Annotated in this window: 18 protein-coding genes; 1 reads left to right on the top strand and 17 read right to left on the bottom strand. The window is 36.2% G+C overall.

What is annotated here, in order from left to right:
- Positions 1-41: 41 nt before the first annotated feature.
- From rnc to AB4Y30_RS07050, 11 genes are all read right to left on the bottom strand, one after another.
- Positions 42-725, bottom strand: a complete 684-nt coding sequence (rnc, locus tag AB4Y30_RS07100) for a ribonuclease III (RefSeq protein ID WP_368654784.1) — start codon at positions 723-725, stop codon at positions 42-44.
- A gap of 137 nt (positions 726-862) precedes the next feature.
- A complete protein-coding gene (gene acpP, locus AB4Y30_RS07095; protein ID WP_368654783.1) occupies positions 863-1,096 on the bottom strand; it encodes an acyl carrier protein in 234 nt (77 codons plus the stop codon).
- 37 nt (positions 1,097-1,133) lie between these two features.
- Positions 1,134-1,874, bottom strand: a complete 741-nt coding sequence (fabG, locus tag AB4Y30_RS07090) for a 3-oxoacyl-[acyl-carrier-protein] reductase (protein WP_368654782.1) — start codon at positions 1,872-1,874, stop codon at positions 1,134-1,136.
- Entirely contained in the window at positions 1,875-2,816 is a 942-nt protein-coding gene (fabD, locus tag AB4Y30_RS07085; RefSeq protein ID WP_368654781.1) for an ACP S-malonyltransferase, read from the bottom strand. It abuts the gene before it with no gap.
- Positions 2,813-3,814, bottom strand: coding sequence for a phosphate acyltransferase PlsX (gene plsX / locus AB4Y30_RS07080; RefSeq protein ID WP_368654780.1), 1,002 nt, complete (start codon positions 3,812-3,814; stop codon positions 2,813-2,815). Before plsX ends, fabD begins: the two co-directional genes overlap by 4 nt.
- A gap of 225 nt (positions 3,815-4,039) precedes the next feature.
- Entirely contained in the window at positions 4,040-4,597 is a 558-nt protein-coding gene (gene fapR, locus AB4Y30_RS07075; protein ID WP_368654779.1) for a transcription factor FapR, read from the bottom strand.
- Between the two features lie 161 nt (positions 4,598-4,758).
- Positions 4,759-6,792, bottom strand: coding sequence for an ATP-dependent DNA helicase RecG (gene recG / locus AB4Y30_RS07070; RefSeq protein ID WP_368654778.1), 2,034 nt, complete (start codon positions 6,790-6,792; stop codon positions 4,759-4,761).
- 154 nt (positions 6,793-6,946) lie between these two features.
- Positions 6,947-7,822 carry an L-serine ammonia-lyase, iron-sulfur-dependent, subunit alpha gene (gene sdaAA, locus AB4Y30_RS07065; RefSeq protein ID WP_368654777.1) on the bottom strand — a complete coding sequence of 292 codons (876 nt, stop codon included), beginning with the start codon at positions 7,820-7,822 and terminating at the stop codon, positions 6,947-6,949.
- A gap of 58 nt (positions 7,823-7,880) precedes the next feature.
- A complete protein-coding gene (gene sdaAB, locus AB4Y30_RS07060; protein WP_368654776.1) occupies positions 7,881-8,543 on the bottom strand; it encodes an L-serine ammonia-lyase, iron-sulfur-dependent subunit beta in 663 nt (220 codons plus the stop codon).
- 168 nt (positions 8,544-8,711) lie between these two features.
- On the bottom strand, positions 8,712-10,385 hold the full coding sequence (locus AB4Y30_RS07055) for a DAK2 domain-containing protein (protein ID WP_368654775.1): 1,674 nt from the start codon (positions 10,383-10,385) through the stop codon (positions 8,712-8,714).
- Positions 10,386-10,405: 20 nt separating this feature from the next.
- Entirely contained in the window at positions 10,406-10,771 is a 366-nt protein-coding gene (locus tag AB4Y30_RS07050) for an Asp23/Gls24 family envelope stress response protein (RefSeq protein ID WP_368654774.1), read from the bottom strand.
- 215 nt (positions 10,772-10,986) lie between these two features.
- On the opposite strand from AB4Y30_RS07050, the gene rpmB reads away from it, so the two are divergent.
- Complete coding sequence (gene rpmB, locus AB4Y30_RS07045) at positions 10,987-11,175, top strand: 50S ribosomal protein L28 (RefSeq protein ID WP_368654773.1); 189 nt, start codon at positions 10,987-10,989, stop codon at positions 11,173-11,175.
- A 205-nt stretch (positions 11,176-11,380) separates the two neighbouring features.
- Here the strand turns inward: rpmB and spoVM are convergent, their stop codons facing one another.
- The 6 genes from spoVM to AB4Y30_RS07015 form a co-directional block, all read right to left on the bottom strand.
- Positions 11,381-11,464 carry a stage V sporulation protein SpoVM gene (gene spoVM, locus AB4Y30_RS07040; RefSeq protein ID WP_368655189.1) on the bottom strand — a complete coding sequence of 28 codons (84 nt, stop codon included), beginning with the start codon at positions 11,462-11,464 and terminating at the stop codon, positions 11,381-11,383.
- 33 nt (positions 11,465-11,497) lie between these two features.
- Complete coding sequence (locus AB4Y30_RS07035) at positions 11,498-12,166, bottom strand: thiamine diphosphokinase (protein WP_368654772.1); 669 nt, start codon at positions 12,164-12,166, stop codon at positions 11,498-11,500.
- A gap of 11 nt (positions 12,167-12,177) precedes the next feature.
- Entirely contained in the window at positions 12,178-12,834 is a 657-nt protein-coding gene (gene rpe / locus AB4Y30_RS07030; protein WP_368654771.1) for a ribulose-phosphate 3-epimerase, read from the bottom strand.
- A gap of 2 nt (positions 12,835-12,836) precedes the next feature.
- Complete coding sequence (gene rsgA / locus AB4Y30_RS07025; protein WP_368654770.1) at positions 12,837-13,718, bottom strand: ribosome small subunit-dependent GTPase A; 882 nt, start codon at positions 13,716-13,718, stop codon at positions 12,837-12,839.
- Positions 13,719-13,939: 221 nt separating this feature from the next.
- A complete protein-coding gene (gene pknB, locus AB4Y30_RS07020) occupies positions 13,940-15,913 on the bottom strand; it encodes a Stk1 family PASTA domain-containing Ser/Thr kinase (protein WP_368654769.1) in 1,974 nt (657 codons plus the stop codon).
- Positions 15,888-16,667, bottom strand: a complete 780-nt coding sequence (locus AB4Y30_RS07015) for a Stp1/IreP family PP2C-type Ser/Thr phosphatase (RefSeq protein WP_368654768.1) — start codon at positions 16,665-16,667, stop codon at positions 15,888-15,890. The genes pknB and AB4Y30_RS07015 overlap by 26 nt, the downstream gene beginning before the upstream one ends.
- Positions 16,668-16,673: the final 6 nt, after the last annotated feature.

Raw genomic sequence — 16,673 nt, 5'->3', positions numbered from 1 at the left:
ATAACCTTTTTTATTTACCTTCATTCAGCAAAAGACTTTTTCTATTCCATAAAGGTATCTAATGCATTTTTCGCAGCACGTTGCTCAGCTTCTTTTTTTGTTCGACCTACACCTACATCATAATTTTGATCGTTAATACGAACCTGCGCGACAAATTCTTTATTATGAGAAGGTCCTTTTTCCTCAATGATTTGATATTCAATCTTTTGATTTTTCTGTTGCTGCACCATTTCTTGTAATTGTGTTTTATAATCCATCGCATGTGAAAAAGCACCCATCGAAATTTTGGGGAAAACGTATGAATCTAGGAAAGTAATTACTTGATCATAACCTTGATCAATGTAAAGAGCTCCTAAGAAAGATTCAAACACGTCTGCTAATAAAGCAGGGCGATTTCTTCCTCCACTTTGCTCTTCGCCTTTTCCTAATAAAATATGCTGATCCATTTCCAACTGTAATGCGAAATTAGCTAATGACGCTTCGCAAACAATTGCCGCTCTTAGTTTTGTCATTTCCCCTTCCAGCATAGCTGGATATTGATGATATAAATATTGGGATACACCTAGCTCTAAAACAGCATCTCCCAAAAACTCCAGACGTTCATTATCTAGAAAATTTTCTTTTCGATGCTCATTCACATATGATGAATGAATAAATGACTGCTTCACAAGATTATAATTTTGAAATGTAATGCCAAATTGCTCCTCTAATTTCTGGATATTCATGTGTTCTGCCACCTTAGGTAAAATGTGGAGAGCCTCGCACATAGCGAGACTTTCCGAACTTGCTAAAATAGTTAAGAACTTATAATGACGAATTCACAATTTCATCGAACCATTTTAGTCATATGCTTAAAATGAAATTAGGATACGCTGTGTATGTATTCAACAGCATCACCTACAGTAGCAATCTTCTCAGCTTCATCATCAGCAATTTCTAAATCAAACTCATCCTCAAGTTCCATAACTAACTCAACTACATCTAGAGAATCAGCATCAAGATCATCAGCAAAAGATGCCTCCATTGTTACTTGATCTGCATCAACATCAAGTTGGTTTACAATAATTTCTTTAACACGCTCAAAAATTCCGTCCATCCTGTTCACCTCCTTTCAAAATCTAATTTTATTTATATTACATTACCATTCCGCCGTCAATATGAATGGTTTGACCTGTAATATAGTTTGCATCATCTGAAGCCAAGAAACGTACAACTTTAGCTACATCTTCAGGCTGACCAAATTTTGCTAATGGTACTAAATCCATGATTGCTTTTTGTTGTTCTTCTGTTAATGCATCTGTCATATCTGTCGCAATAAACCCTGGTGCAACAGCGTTAACATGAACATTTCTTGATGCTAACTCTAAAGCAACTGATTTTGTCATTCCAATTACACCGGCTTTAGCTGCAACATAGTTTGCTTGACCTGGATTTCCACTAACTCCAACGATAGAAGCTACATTAATAATTTTCCCAGCACGTTGCTTCATCATTTGTCTCGTTACTGCTTTTGTACAAAGAAATACACCTTTTAAATTAATATCAATAACTTGGTCAAATTCTTCTTCCTTCATACGCATTAATAAATTATCTTTTGTAACTCCAGCATTGTTTACTAAAATATCTAAACTACCAAATTCTTTAATAACTGATTTAATCATTGCTTGGACTTCATCATCTTGTGCAACATTTGCCTGGATTTTAATTGCTTTTACTCCAAGCTTTTCTGCTTCTTTTACTACTTCCTCAGCCTTTGCTTCATTTCCTGCATAATTTACTGCAATATTTGCACCTTGGCTAGCTAATTCTAAAGCAATTGCACGACCAATTCCTCTTGAAGCGCCTGTTACTAAAGCTGTTTTTCCTGTTAACATTTATTCATCCTCCTTATACCAAGCAAGAAATTGTTGTAAGGACTCTGGATCTTGTACAGAAAATGTAGGAATTTTACGGTCAATCTTCCTAAGTAATCCACATAGAACTTTACCTGTTCCTACCTCAACAAACGCATCTACTCCAGCATCAATCATATTTTTTACAGATTCTTCAAAACGCACTGGAGAATACAATTGCTTAATTAATAAATCCTTTATTTCATCATGATTTGTAACACTCTCTGCAGTTACATTCGCGTATACCGGGATCTCTGCATCTTTAAATTCTATTTCATCTAAATAAGCTTGGAATTTTTCATTTGCAGGCTTCATTAAACGAGAATGGAATGGACCGCTAACATTTAACTCAACTACACGTTTTGCTCCTGCTTCCTTCAATAATTCCGTTGCTTGCTCAATTCCTGCTTTCGTACCAGATATAACAATCTGTCCTGGACAATTTAAATTAGCAATATCTACTACCTCGTCCTCTGAAATATCTTGAACTGCCTCTTTAATTTGTTCCTCTGTCAAACCAAGAACAGCAGCCATAGATCCTTTGCCCTTTGGAAATGCTTGCTCCATTAATTGCCCACGTGTAGCTACTAATGGCAATGCATCTTGTAGCGAAATTGCACCTGCTGCCACTAATGCACTATATTCACCTAAACTATGACCAATTACCATTTCTGGCTGAATATTTTCTTTTTGTAATAATTGATATGCAGCTACACTAGATAATAAAAGCGCAGGCTGCGTGTTTTCTGTTTCTTTTAATTCTTCTTCAGGTCCACTGAACATCAATTGCTTTATATCTTTTGCTAGTGCTTCATTTGCTTGCTCATATAATGCTTGAATCTCTTCGTATGTATCGTGGAAATCTTGTCCCATGCCTACATGCTGCGATCCTTGACCAGGAAACATAAATGCTATTTTCTTCATTCTTTCTCCCCCTCTTTCATTGATGTAATCGTTTGTTCAATTGTTGATGTTACATTATGTTCTACCATATAACAGGTTTGTTTTATCGCATTTAATATAGCTGTATGATTGGATGAACCATGTGCTTTAATAACTGGTGCAGCAAGTCCAAATAAACCAGCACCACCATATTCGGAATAATCTAGCTTACTCTTTAAAGCTAGTAAATCCTTCTTCACAATACCTGCAGCAATTTTATTTTTAAGTGATGACATGAATGTGTCTTTAAGTAAGGAAAATACAGTAATCGCAGTTCCTTCAATTGTTTTTAATGCAACATTACCATTAAAACCATCAGCTATAATAACATCTGCAACACCTTGAAGTAAATCTCTACCCTCTACATTACCAATAAAATTGATTGGTGAGTCCTGCAGTAAAGTGAAGGCTTTTTTCATGACATCATTGCCTTTACCATCCTCTGTTCCAACATTTAATAGGCCAACTGTTGGATTCTTCACGCCACGAACCTTTTCTGCATAGATAGACCCCATAATCCCGTACTGAAGTAAATGCTCAGCAGTTGCATCAACATTTGCTCCAACATCTAAAAATACAAATCCCTTTCCATCTACTGTTGGTAATGTAGGACTTAATGCTGGACGATCGATTCCAGGAATACGACCTACGACAAATAAACCAGCGCTCATTAATGCTCCTGTGTTTCCGGCAGAAATACAGGCATCAGCACGCTTTTCTTTCACTTCATTTGCCATTAAGACAAGGGAAGCATTTTTTTTCTTACGAACAGCACGAACTGGCTGATCGTCAGCAGTAATTGCTTCTGTTGTATGTATAATCGTAATATTATTATCATTTGTTAAAAATGGCTCAATTTTACTTTGATCGCCTACTAAGACAATCTCTAAATTTTCAATTTGGGAAACAGCCTCCATTGCACCAAGTACTACTTCTTTAGGTGCATGGTCTCCCCCCATTGCATCTATAGCTATTTTCATTTGTCTTTGCCCCTTTTATTTCCAGTTGAGCGATACATATTAGAAAAGCGTAGAGCGCCCGCTTAAAAACGTAGAGATTGGAGCGGCACAACCGAGATAAAGGAAACACGGTGAGGTAACGAACCGATGTTGACTTATTGTAGGGTGTGACGTGAAATCTCTTAGTTTTTGGCGCTCGGAGCTAGACAACGCTATCTCCTAATAGGAATTAATTTACGCATTTTTTTACTTTCTTACTATATGAAAAAGTCCCGTAAAAACTAGCTCATTATTTACATAACTATCCACACGCACTAATGTGAGAGCCTCTTCATTACCTACCACTGTTGCCTTTGCTACTACTTGCTCGCCTTCTTTAACCTGACGAATAAACTTGATTTCCGACTTTGCTGTTAAAGCTAGTTCATCATTAATTACTGCCACTGCAAGTGAATTTGCTTGTGCGAATAAGTGATGACCCCTAGCGATTTTATTTCGCGAGAAAACATGTTCCGGACGTAGTAATAAAATAGAAAGTGCTCGCTTATCTAATTCTAAATCAATAATCTCACCAATTACTTCCTCAATGGTTAATGCTTTTAGATCATTCTTTTCATTCCATTTATATGTTGCCACAGATTTAATACGTTTGCGAAGCTCTGGAATATTTAGTTCCATACGATCCAAGCGAATCGTTTGAATACTAACTTCGAATTGTTTTGCAAGCTCTTCATCTGTAATAAATGGCTTTTCATTAATCGTTTCTGTTAATAAAAGCTGTCGTTCCGCTTTAGGTTTCCTCATCTAAGGCACCCCATTATCATCATACTATGACTTGATACTAATAGTAATATATAATACGTTCCTTATTTATGCAAGACATCCTTTTATTGGCATCATATCTATTATTTTCTCATCAAAAATCACTAAGAAAATATAGTGTCAAAAAATTTTTCCTTTTAAAATCAATCTAACTTTTCTCGGAAAAAATCATTTTGTAATAAATATTTTTTTAATGGAAAATAGGCTGGATCTTTTTCTAATAATTGCATTTCAATGATTTCATCTGCATCATTCCGTGCTATTTCTAGTGCGCGGAAATCATGCACCATATCTGCAACTTTAAATTCAGGAAGCCCACTTTGCTTGGTTCCAAAGAAATCTCCTGGTCCACGTAATTGTAAATCCCTTTCAGATAGCTCGAAACCGTTATTCGTCTCGGTCATGATATGCATCCGTTCTTTACCGACATCTCCTTTTGGATCTGCAATTAAAATACAATAACTTTGCTGATCTCCTCTTCCAACTCTTCCTCGAAGCTGATGTAATTGAGATAAGCCGAACCGCTGTGCATCATAAATAACCATGACAGTTGCATTAGGAACATTTACACCAACCTCAACAACCGTTGTTGAAATAAGGACCTGTGTTTTATTTGTAGCAAAGTCTTGCATCACCTGTTCTTTTTCATCATTTGTAAGTCTACCATGCATTAAGCCAACGTTTAATTCTTGTTGATAATATTCCTGTAATTGATGATAAAGATCTACAGCATTTTGAATGTCTAATTTATCCGATTCTTCAATTAAAGGGCAAATCACATAAGCCTGCTCACCAAATGCCACTCGTTTTTGAATAAATTGCAATACACGATCTAATACATTATCTTTGACCCAATATGTTTTTACTGGCTTTCGATTCGCTGGCATTTCATCAATCGTGGAAACATCCATATCCCCAAAAGCTGTAATTGCTAAAGTTCTTGGAATTGGGGTTGCTGTCATAAATAATGTATCTGGATCCAACCCTTTCTCATTTAACTTTCTACGCTGTTCTACACCAAAACGGTGCTGTTCATCAACAATTACTAAGCCTAGATCCGCAAAATGGACATCATCTTGAATCAACGCATGGGTTCCGATAATAAAATCTATATCACCATTCTCTAGTTTTTCTAAAATCTCACGACGTTTCTTGCCTTTAATAGAACCAGTTAATAGTTCAATTTTTGCTTTTTCAGCGAAGGATTCCTTCAATGAAGCGAAATGCTGCTCAGCTAAAATTTCTGTTGGTACCATTAATGCAGCTTGCTTTCCTGATGTAAGTGCGGCATACAAGCATACGGATGCCACAGCAGTTTTACCAGAACCTACATCTCCTTGTAATAATCGATTCATCCGAAAAGGTGATCTCATATCTTTTAAGATTTGTTGTAAGGACCGATTCTGAGCACCTGTCAATGGAAACGGAAAAGATTCTATAAATTGCTTAATTTTTTCCTCGTCATATAATTGTGCATTCCCCTTTGTTGCTTCGCGAGAAATTTTACGAATTAATTTCATTTTCAACTGAAAGATTAGAAATTCCTCATAAGTAAAGCGTCGACGCGCATGCTTTAAATCTATTCTATTTTTCGGAAAATGCATGGTTACCACAGCATCACTACGTGTAGGTAGCTTGTATGCTTCTAAAAATGGAGAGGGTAAAAACTCATCTATTTCTTGAGCATATTGAGAGACTGCAACTTCAATAACCTTTTTTAAACGTGCATTGGTTACTTTACCCTTCACTGTATATTTTGGATCTAATTTTGTTTGTTGATCAGGATAACCTTTTTTATAATAACTTACAGTAATTTGTAGACGATGAGCATCCCATTTTCCTAACAGTGTAATGGTATCATCAGCTTGAATTTGTTTTTGAGCAAAGGCACGATTAAACATGACAGCTTGAACTGCTACATTTTCAACCTCAACAACAAAGGAAAGTCGAGATTTCCCTTTGCCAAAAAAAGAAAGTCGAGGCGGATGAACAACTTTTCCAATAATGGTCACTTGATCGTCATGAATCAGTTCACTTAATGGCTTTAACTCAAATACATTATAATTATATGGAAAATATTCTAATAGATCGCCTATCGAATGGATATTCATCATGGCAAGTTCTTCGGCAAATTTTTCTCCTACCCCTTTTACCTCCGTTACTGGCTTAGTTAACAAAATGAAATCACTCTTTCTTTATCTAATAACATAAAGATCAGAACCATTTCTTCCCATCTCATGTTCAAACTTTTCAACTAAAATAAGAAACTTTACTCCTTTAAGCGCGTGTCCAAAGATGTGTCATTTTTATTGGACTTTTTGAACAACCTCTCTAAGCTAAGTTCCCAAATATTTTATCTCGTAAAAAACGACCTGTTGGTGTATCTGCAAGCCCACCTTCTCCTGTTTCTCTTAATGTAACTGGCATCGTTTGTCCAATTCGATACATTGCTCCAATTACTTCATCACATGGAATTCTACTTTTCACACCAGCTAGGGCTAAATCAGCTGATACAATGGCAAGGGAAACACCACCAGCATTTCTTTTCACACAAGGAACCTCAACTAATCCTGCTACTGGATCACAAACAAGCCCAAGCATATTTTTTAATGTCATTGCAAAAGCTTCTGCGGATTGTTCTGGAGTACCTCCAGCCATTTCTACAATAGCAGCGGCAGCCATCGCTCCTGCTGATCCAACTTCTGCCTGACAGCCTCCTGCTGCACCAGAAATAAATGCATTATTAGCTACTACAAATCCAAAAGCACCTGCCGTGAATAAAAAGTTTATCATTTGTTCTCTTGTTGGATGTAGCTGATTTTTTACCGCAAAAAGCGCACCTGGTACACAGCCTGCACTACCAGCTGTAGGAGTTGCACAAATAATTCCCATTGCTGCATTCACTTCATTTGTACCCATCGCTTTACTAACAGCATCTAATAAAATTGTTCCAGATAATGGCGTATGGTTATTCATATAGTTTTGAATTAATACGGCATCTCCACCAGTTAAACCAGTAACAGAACGAACGCCTTGTAAGGATTGCTCAATTGCATTTTCCATTACTTCTAAATTGCGCTCCATCTCTGCTATTACAGATTCTCTGGAGCGCTCTTTTAGTTCCATCTCCTGCCGAATCATTATTTCAGATATTTGAATGTTTTCTTTATTTGCTTGTTCAATAAGCTCCGAAACTGTCCGAAACATCTCCAGCACCTCTTTTCCTCTATATTGTCTCTTATAAAAATAACAGTCCTTAAGATAACTAACTTTCTAGTTTGGTTATTTTCACAATGTGATCTGTTTCTCTTAATTCCTGTAATAAGGCTTCATCTACATTTTGGTCCATTTCAATAACCATTAATGCTTCTTCTCCCTTATCCTTTCTGTTCACTTCCATATGACCAATATTAATTTTATGCTTAGCTAAGATACTAGTAACTGTTGCAATGGCACCAAAACGATCATTATGCATAATCAATAAAGCAGGATGATCACCAGAGAGTCTTAGAGAAAAACCATTTAGTTCAATGATTTCTATTTTGCCTCCCCCAATGGAAATACCAATTACTTCAATCTCATCCTTATCATTTCCTACAATGATTCTTGCAGTATTTGGATGTTCTGTTGCTGCTGTATCTTCAATAAATTGAATGTCTATGTTTTTATCTTTAGCAATCTCTAATGCTTTGCTCATTCTTGTATCATCTGTTTCAAATCCTAAAAGACCTCCAACAAGTGCAAAGTCTGTACCATGTCCCTTATATGTTTTTGCAAAAGAACCATATAGATGAATTTTAGCCCAAGTCGGTTCTGCTCCTAAAAAATTTCGTGCGGCTTTACCAATTCTTCCTGCTCCCGCAGTATGAGAACTAGATGGTCCTACCATAACTGGACCGATAATATCAAAAACAGAAGTAAATTTCACTGTACTCACCTCATTTATTTTCCAGAATAAGTGCACCTATTATATCAAATTAATACCAAGCAGTCATTTATCGCTGTATGTAGGAAAAAGAATAATTACACAGATTATCTTTTTAGATCCATTAGAAAAGCAGAGGAAATATTTCATCTCCCTCTGCTTATGATTTGTTTATTCTACTGCAAATAAATAGGAATAAATTGGCTGGTTTCCTTCATACACTTCAATTTCTAATTCTTTGTATTTTTCCTCTAATTTGTCTACAAGCTGTTCAACTTCATTTACAGCAACATCTTCACCATAGATGATCGTTAATATCTCATCATCCTCTGTAATTAGGTTACCTAATAACTGAGCTGCAGCATCTTCTTTATTTTTATGTGTTGCTGTAATTTTCCCTTCAGCAATCCCCATAAAATTCCCTTTTTCAATTTGAATTTCATCAATCTTTGTATCACGAATAGCGTATGTTACTTGTCCACTTTTTACTTGCTTAGAGGCTTCTAACATATTAGCTTTATTTGTTTCTAGCTTCTCATCCGCTAAGAAAGCTAATAGTGCAGAAATACCTTGTGGAATTGTTTTTGTTGGGATAACCGTAACATTCTCTTCGGCAATTTCCGCTGCCTGTTCAGCCGCCATCACGATATTACTGTTGTTTGGTAAAATAATAATATTTTCTGCATTTGTTTGCTTAACAGCATCTGCAATATCTTGTGTACTCGGATTCATCGTTTGGCCACCTTCTATGACCACTGTAGCACCAATATTTTCAAATAATGCTTTAAGACCTGAACCCATCGCTACAGTAACAATTCCATATGTAGATTTTTCAGCAGGAGGAGCTTCTGTTTTTGCTTCTGCGCTAACGATTGCGTCATGCTGTTCACGCATGTTTTCAATATCTATATTAATTAATCTTCCGTATCGTTGGCCGATTGTCATAACTTCCCCAGGATATTCTGTATGAATATGAATTTTAACTATTTCATCGTCAGCGACAACAAGTAAAGAATCTCCATGATTACTTAACTCATTACGAAAAGCTGTTTCGCTAAATGGATTTTCCTGTAATTTTTCATCTTCAAACTTCACCATAAACTCTGTACAATACCCAAACTCAATATCCTCTGAGCTCATAAAATCTTGAGCAATATGATGATGTTCCTTCTCAACAAGCGCAGAAATATCAATTTCAGCAACTGTTTCTACTGCATCTGGTAATTCTTCGCCTTTTAAAGAAGCTAAAAATCCTTCATAAATGGTCACAAGTCCTTGTCCACCTGAATCAACTACACCAACTTCTTTTAATATTGGCAATAATTCTGGTGTATGCTCTAAAGAAGCTTTTGCACTTTCTACTACTTTTTCCATTAGAGAAATGATATCTGATTCTTTGGCTGCTAATTTGACAGCCTCTGCAGCGGCATCTTTAGCAACAGTAAGAATGGTCCCCTCAACAGGTTTCATTACCGCTTTATAGGCTGTTTTTACTCCGGTATCAAGTGCTTCTGCTAAATCCTTTGTATGAATACTCTCCTTGTTCTCCATGCCTTTAGCAAATCCACGAAATATCTGAGATAGAATTACCCCAGAATTACCGCGTGCACCCATTAATAGTCCTTTTGAAAAAGCCTGTGCTACTTCAGCTATATTGGAACCTTTCGCTTTTTTCACTTCAGCAACTCCTGAAGTCATGGATAGATTCATATTCGTCCCAGTATCTCCATCAGGTACTGGGAACACATTTAATGCATCTATTTTTTTACAATTACTTTTCAAATGATGGGCACCGACAAATATCATTTCAGCAAGTATATTCCCATCTAATTTTTCTAACGTCACTTTATTTCCTCCTTCAATGCTCACAGCTGATTCGCCACGCTTACACCTTGTATGTATATATTAATAGAATGAACAGCAAGCCCTAAAATCTGATGAAGCTTGTATTTAACTTGAGACTGCACATTATGGGCAACTTCAGAAATTTTCGTTCCATAACTAACAATAATATACATATCTATATGAATTTCTTCTCCTTCTTTTCGAACAATGACTCCACGTGAGTAGTTATCCTTACGAAGAATTTCAGCAATTCCATCTCTAATTTGGTTTTTAGAAGCCATTCCTACGATTCCATAACATTCAACTGCAGTTCCACCAACAATAGTTGCAATCACGTCGTTTGTAATGGTTATTACGCCATCTTTCATATTAAATTCAATGGACATGATGAGCCTCCTATTATTCATATATCTTCTTTTTTATCTTACATATAACAGCTAACTTCTTTTTAGAATGTATGATTCCCATAAGAATGTCAAGAATTATTCGCTGGATATAACAGGATTTTAGAGAAAAAAGCAATTGCATTATACTTTTATCTATGATAAATTATATAAGTATTACTTAACGGAACAGATGTTAGTCGTAAGGAGGGATTATCTTGGCTAGAAAATGTGTTATTACTGGTCGTAAAACTGGAACAGGTAACAATCGCTCTCATGCGCTTAATTCCAGCAAACGTACTTGGAAAGCAAACGTACAAAAAGTTCGTATTTTAGTAAATGGAAAACCAAAGCGTGTTTATGTATCTGCTCGTGCACTTAAATCAGGTAAAGTTACGCGCGTATAATTAATTGATAATTAATATTTGAAACTATACCAAAAAACATCCAATTATAAAAAGGATGTTTTTTTGTCTTTTACATAGTAAAAAAGAGCAAGAGAGAAAAGTCTTTTACATTTGACCTTCTCTTTCGCTCTTTAAGTGATTGGGAACTTTCATTTTCACTATTAACGAATGAACCATACTTATTCGTTAGCATCCCATTCTTGTATCATTTTTGCTTTTGAAATATTCCAATGACAACACGTACAAATCCACCAATAAATTTCGGGAGTTTGATTGTATAAAATTTCAACAGTTCCCCCTCCTATCATTAAACAGACCTTGTTTACTTTTGAATCGGATGAGAACCTGCATCACGACTCTTTACAACTAATAATATGCCCTCGTCATATGAAATAGTACCATTTTTTTCTAGAAGTTTATTAGAAATGCAAAGAGTCGAACCCCAAGTGATATTTTCATTTGTTAATGGATAATAAAAGTTTGTTAATGTAATGCCTTCCACCCTTTGTGTATAAGGGATAAAAGAAATATTTGGATATATTTCGCTTTTCTCGATTGTATGTTTTCCTGGCAAAATTAATTCTAACTCATTTTGCTGATCTACAATAATTCCACGTATTCCACTACTCATTATTTGATAAAGTAATTGGATATTAATTAGCTCATGGTCCAATCTACCGCCTGTTACTCCAAATAAAAATATTTGGTTCGGCTTGTATGTAAAGGCTTGAAGTAAAGCAATTTCAATATCTGTTTTATCCTTTTCGATCGGATATTGCATAAATTCATTCGCATGCTGTTTAATATAATCTGTTTCCTCTACTGTTGTAGAATCAAAATCTCCCATCGCAATATCTACAGATAATTTATGTTCAATTAAAGTTAAGGCACCACGATCTGCACCAATCCATATATCTATTTTTTCTGCATATAATGTTAAATCAGGAATTAAATGTCTTGGTCCATTCCCAATAATACCAACCGTACACATAACTATTTCCTCTATCCTTTTGTTGCGTCAATGATTTCCTGAATTGCTTCTTTGCGATTTTCACGATTAAATACAGCACTTCCTGCCACTAATACATCTACTCCTGCATCTGTACAAAGCTTTGCTGTTTCTTTATTGACACCTCCATCAACTTGAATTTCAAAATTAAGTTGATGTGCTTTGCGATAATCTGCAACTTGCTTGATTTTATGTAGTGTTCGATTTATAAATGCCTGTCCACCGAAACCAGGATTAACTGTCATAATTAGTACAAGATCAACATCTGCCAAAATTTCGGTAATCATTTCTACAGGTGTTGCTGGATTAATTGCGACGCCTGCTTTGGCACCAGTACTTTTAATATATTGAATGGTACGGTGTAAATGAACAGAGGCCTCTTGATGTACCGTAATAATATCCGCTCCTGCATTTGCAAATGCTTGGATATACTGATCAGGGTTTTCAATCATTAGATGTACATCTAATGTTAAATCAGTTACCGGACGAATTGCTTCGACGATTAACGGTCCGATTGTAATATTAGGAACAAAATGTCCATCCATTACATCAATATGAATGTATTCTGCTCCGCCTCGTTCAACTTCTAAAATTTCTTCACCTAGTTTTGCGAAGTTCGCAGATAAAATTGAAGGTGCAATCTTTGTCATTATTAATACCTCGGCTTTCGTAAAGATATTTCGTTTAGAAAATGTAAGTAATGATTATATCGTTGTTGATTAATCGTCTTATCCTCAACTGCTTGTTTTACTGCACAATGAGGCTCCTTATGATGGAGGCAACCTCGAAAACGGCAAGCATGCTGAATTTCATTCATTTCAGGAAAATACATAGCTAATTCTTCCGCTTCTATTTCATCTAAATCTAACAAACTGAATCCTGGAGTGTCTGCTACTAAACCTCCACCAATTTCAATTAATTCCACATGTCTTGTTGTATGCTTTCCGCGCCCTAAGCTAACGGAGATTTCATCGGTTTTAATCTCTAAGGATGGATGTATAGCATTTAGTAAAGAAGATTTACCAACACCAGATTGTCCAATGATGGTCGTTATTTTATTTGCAAAATACTTTTCCAAATTAGATAGATCACTGCCGGCAGATGCATTTACTAATTCAACATCATAGCCAATTTCCTCATACATCTGTTTTACGTGTTGAATATTTTCAAGCTCATCATCATCAAGTAAATCGATTTTAGTAATGACAATAATTGGAGTGATATGTTTAGATTCAACCAAAACCAGAAACCGATCTAAAAGAGTAGCACTGAAATCTGGCATTGTAGCTGAACAAACAATTAATCCTTGATCAATATTTGCAATAGGTGGACGATCTAGTTTGTTTTTTCGTGGTTTGATTTCTGTAATATATCCTTTTTGGTCTTCTGTCCGTTCCAAAACAACTAGATCACCTACTAATGGTGTAATGTTTTTTTTACGAAATAATCCTCTTCCACGACACTCAAGTACTTCATTATTCGTTTGCACATAATAAAATCCACTTAATGCTTTAATAATTTTTCCTTCTGTCATCAATTCACCTCTTTAAATAAGTGTTCAAAAGGTCAGTAAAAAGGACCGTCATCGGTTAAATTCGCACGTCACAAGAGCAACACCGATACTAGCACATCGTGTGCGTGGAAATTTCAAGGCAGCGCAACTCAGAGTAGCGGACTTCCACAGGACGTGTCGGAACTTAGTCGAAGTTCCCCTGCTTACCATGTCATTTTTGTTGGACTTTTTGAACATCCTCTTTAATACGGAACCGTCTTTTCAATAAATGTTTCATCATCCCTTACTACCCGATATGTAGCACTTTGACCATGTTCAATCGTTAAAGTTATTGAAAACTCTTGATCACTGGTAATTTGTGTTTCATCGAATACTTCAGATAAATCATTTTCCATATCATCTACGTAAATGATTACTGTCTGTTCCTCTGGATCTTCGCCTTCTTCTGTCTCTAAAGTATACGGAACTGTGAATGTTACCGTATGATGTGCTGGTGGTCTTACTTCAGGTCCTAGAGAGATATAGATATCAACCCTATCTCCTCGATTCAGCTCTGTTCCGGCTTCCGGTTGTTGACGAAATACATGTCCTGCTTCTCCTTCTTCAGAGTTAGTAGCAGTGATATTTATTGTCAAATCATTTTCATCGATATAATCTCTTGCTTCTTCTTCTGTCATGCCAACAAGATTATCTAATGTGACTGGTTCTTCCCCTTTGCTCACATCAAAAACAACGACAGTTTCACTAGGCACCACTTCACTACCTGGCTCTGGCTCAATTTGAGCAATAATCTCTCCTACATCCTCATCCGAAAACTTCTCATTTACTTCAAAGTTTTCAAAGCCGTTTTGTCTCAAAAGACGCTCTACTTGACTAAAATCTCTACCCACATAGTCATCGAAAGGAAATGTTTCTTGTCCTTCGCTAACATAAAGTGTTACAGTCGAACCAGCTTTGACAGTACGCTCTGCTCTTGGACTTGACTCTACTACATGGTCTTCCTCAATTTCATCAGAGGAAACAAACTCCTGCTCAACCTCAAGATCTAATTCCTTCAGTTTTTCCTCTGCTTCATCAAATGGCTCACCAATAACATCTGGAATAACAACGTCTTTTGGCTGTAATAATCCAGGCACAATAAATAATGCAGCAATCCCAGCAATGAAAAGACCTATCAAAATCGCTAAAATAATCTTCCATTTTTTACGTTTTTTCTTCTTCTTTGGTGGTGCTTCTTTCGTTTCTGGTATTTTCTTCGTTTGTTCCTCTGCATGATGAATGATCGTATCATCATTACTATTTGAATTTTGCAATTGTGCTTTCGTAATGATTGGTATTGCTTTCGTTTCATCCCCAGCCTCTACTGGAGGCACATAAGGGGCTTCATTAACTAAAGAAGGATCTAAAGCCATTTCGAGCGCCTCTTGCATCTCATAAGCAGAGTTATAACGATGAAAAGGATCCTTCGTTGTTGCTCGTAATACAATATTTTCAACACTTTGTGGGATACTTGGATCAATTTCTTTAACCGATGGTGTCTTTTCCTGTAAATGTTTTAAAGCAATCGATACAGCTGATTGTCCATTAAATGGAATTCTCCCTGTCAATAATTCAAATAAGACAATACCAAGTGAATAGATATCGGATAATTTGGTAGCCATTCCACCACGAGCTTGCTCTGGTGATAGATAATGCACAGAGCCTAAGATAGAATTCGTCTGTGTTAATGCCGTTGCAGACAATGCAGTAGCGATTCCAAAATCCGTTACTTTTACATTTCCATATGTATCAATTAATATATTCTGCGGTTTAATATCCCGGTGAACTAAATTATTCGCATGGGCATGGGCAATAGCAGATGTCACCTGCTTCATAATATCAATTGCTTCATGGACATTAATTGGTCCATAGCGTTGGATATATTCCTTTAATGTCAAACCATCTACATACTCCATTACCATATATAAAATATGATCTTCCTCGCCTACATCATAGATATTTACAATGTTTGGATGAGAAAGACTCGTCGCTGCTTGAGCTTCACGATCAAAACGTGTAATAAATTCCTTATCATTCGCATATTCTAAGCGAAGTACTTTTATTGCAACATCTCGATGGAGAATTGTATCTTTGGCTAAATAAACATTTGCCATTCCTCCGCCACCGATTGTCTTCTCAATTAAATAACGTTCACTTAAAAGGCGACCTTCCAACATTGTCTTCACCTACTTTTTCCGAAGGCTGTTTTTGGATAATGATTACTGAAATATTGTCCTCTCCGCCCCGTTCATTAGCTAAATCAATTAATTCTTTTGTTACAACAGATAAATCCTTCTTCATTTCTAAAAATGAAGATAGTTCCTCATTTGAAATTTTATCTGTCAATCCATCTGAGCATAACAATAGCTTATCACCATACTCAAAACTAAAACTTCGTATATCGGCCGTTACCTGCTCCTCGATTCCTAAAGCTTTTAATACAATATTTTTACGTGGATGGACTCTTGCATCTTCTTGGGAGATTTCACCAGTTCGTACTAATTCATTTACTAAAGAATGATCTTCTGTCAATTGACTAAAGCCCATTTCATTATAAATATATCCTCTACTATCTCCAATATGGGCAATGGTCAAAAAGTCATCACCGCTTGCCGCAATAACCAAGGTTGCGCCCATTCCCTGATATTCACTTTTTTCTTGTGCTAGGTTATAAATAGCGGTATTCATTTCATTGATCATTGAATATAGCCAAGTCTCCATTTGCTCAGGAGTTTCCTTCTTATCTGTCGCTTGCCATGTATCCTTCAGCAAGCTTACTGCAAGCTCACTGGCAACATCTCCAGCCTGATGTCCTCCCATACCATCAGCAATAATTGCTAACATCTGATTGGACATGCTGTAAAATATACCACCAGCATCCTCATTATGCTCTCGTACTTGACCACGATCTGTTAGAAATTGCCCTTCCATTATTTC

The sequence above is a fragment of the Ornithinibacillus sp. 4-3 genome (genome assembly GCF_040958695.1).
GTDB lineage: Bacteria > Bacillota > Bacilli > Bacillales > Amphibacillaceae > CALAMD01.
This window is presented reverse-complemented; position numbering and strand designations above follow the sequence as displayed.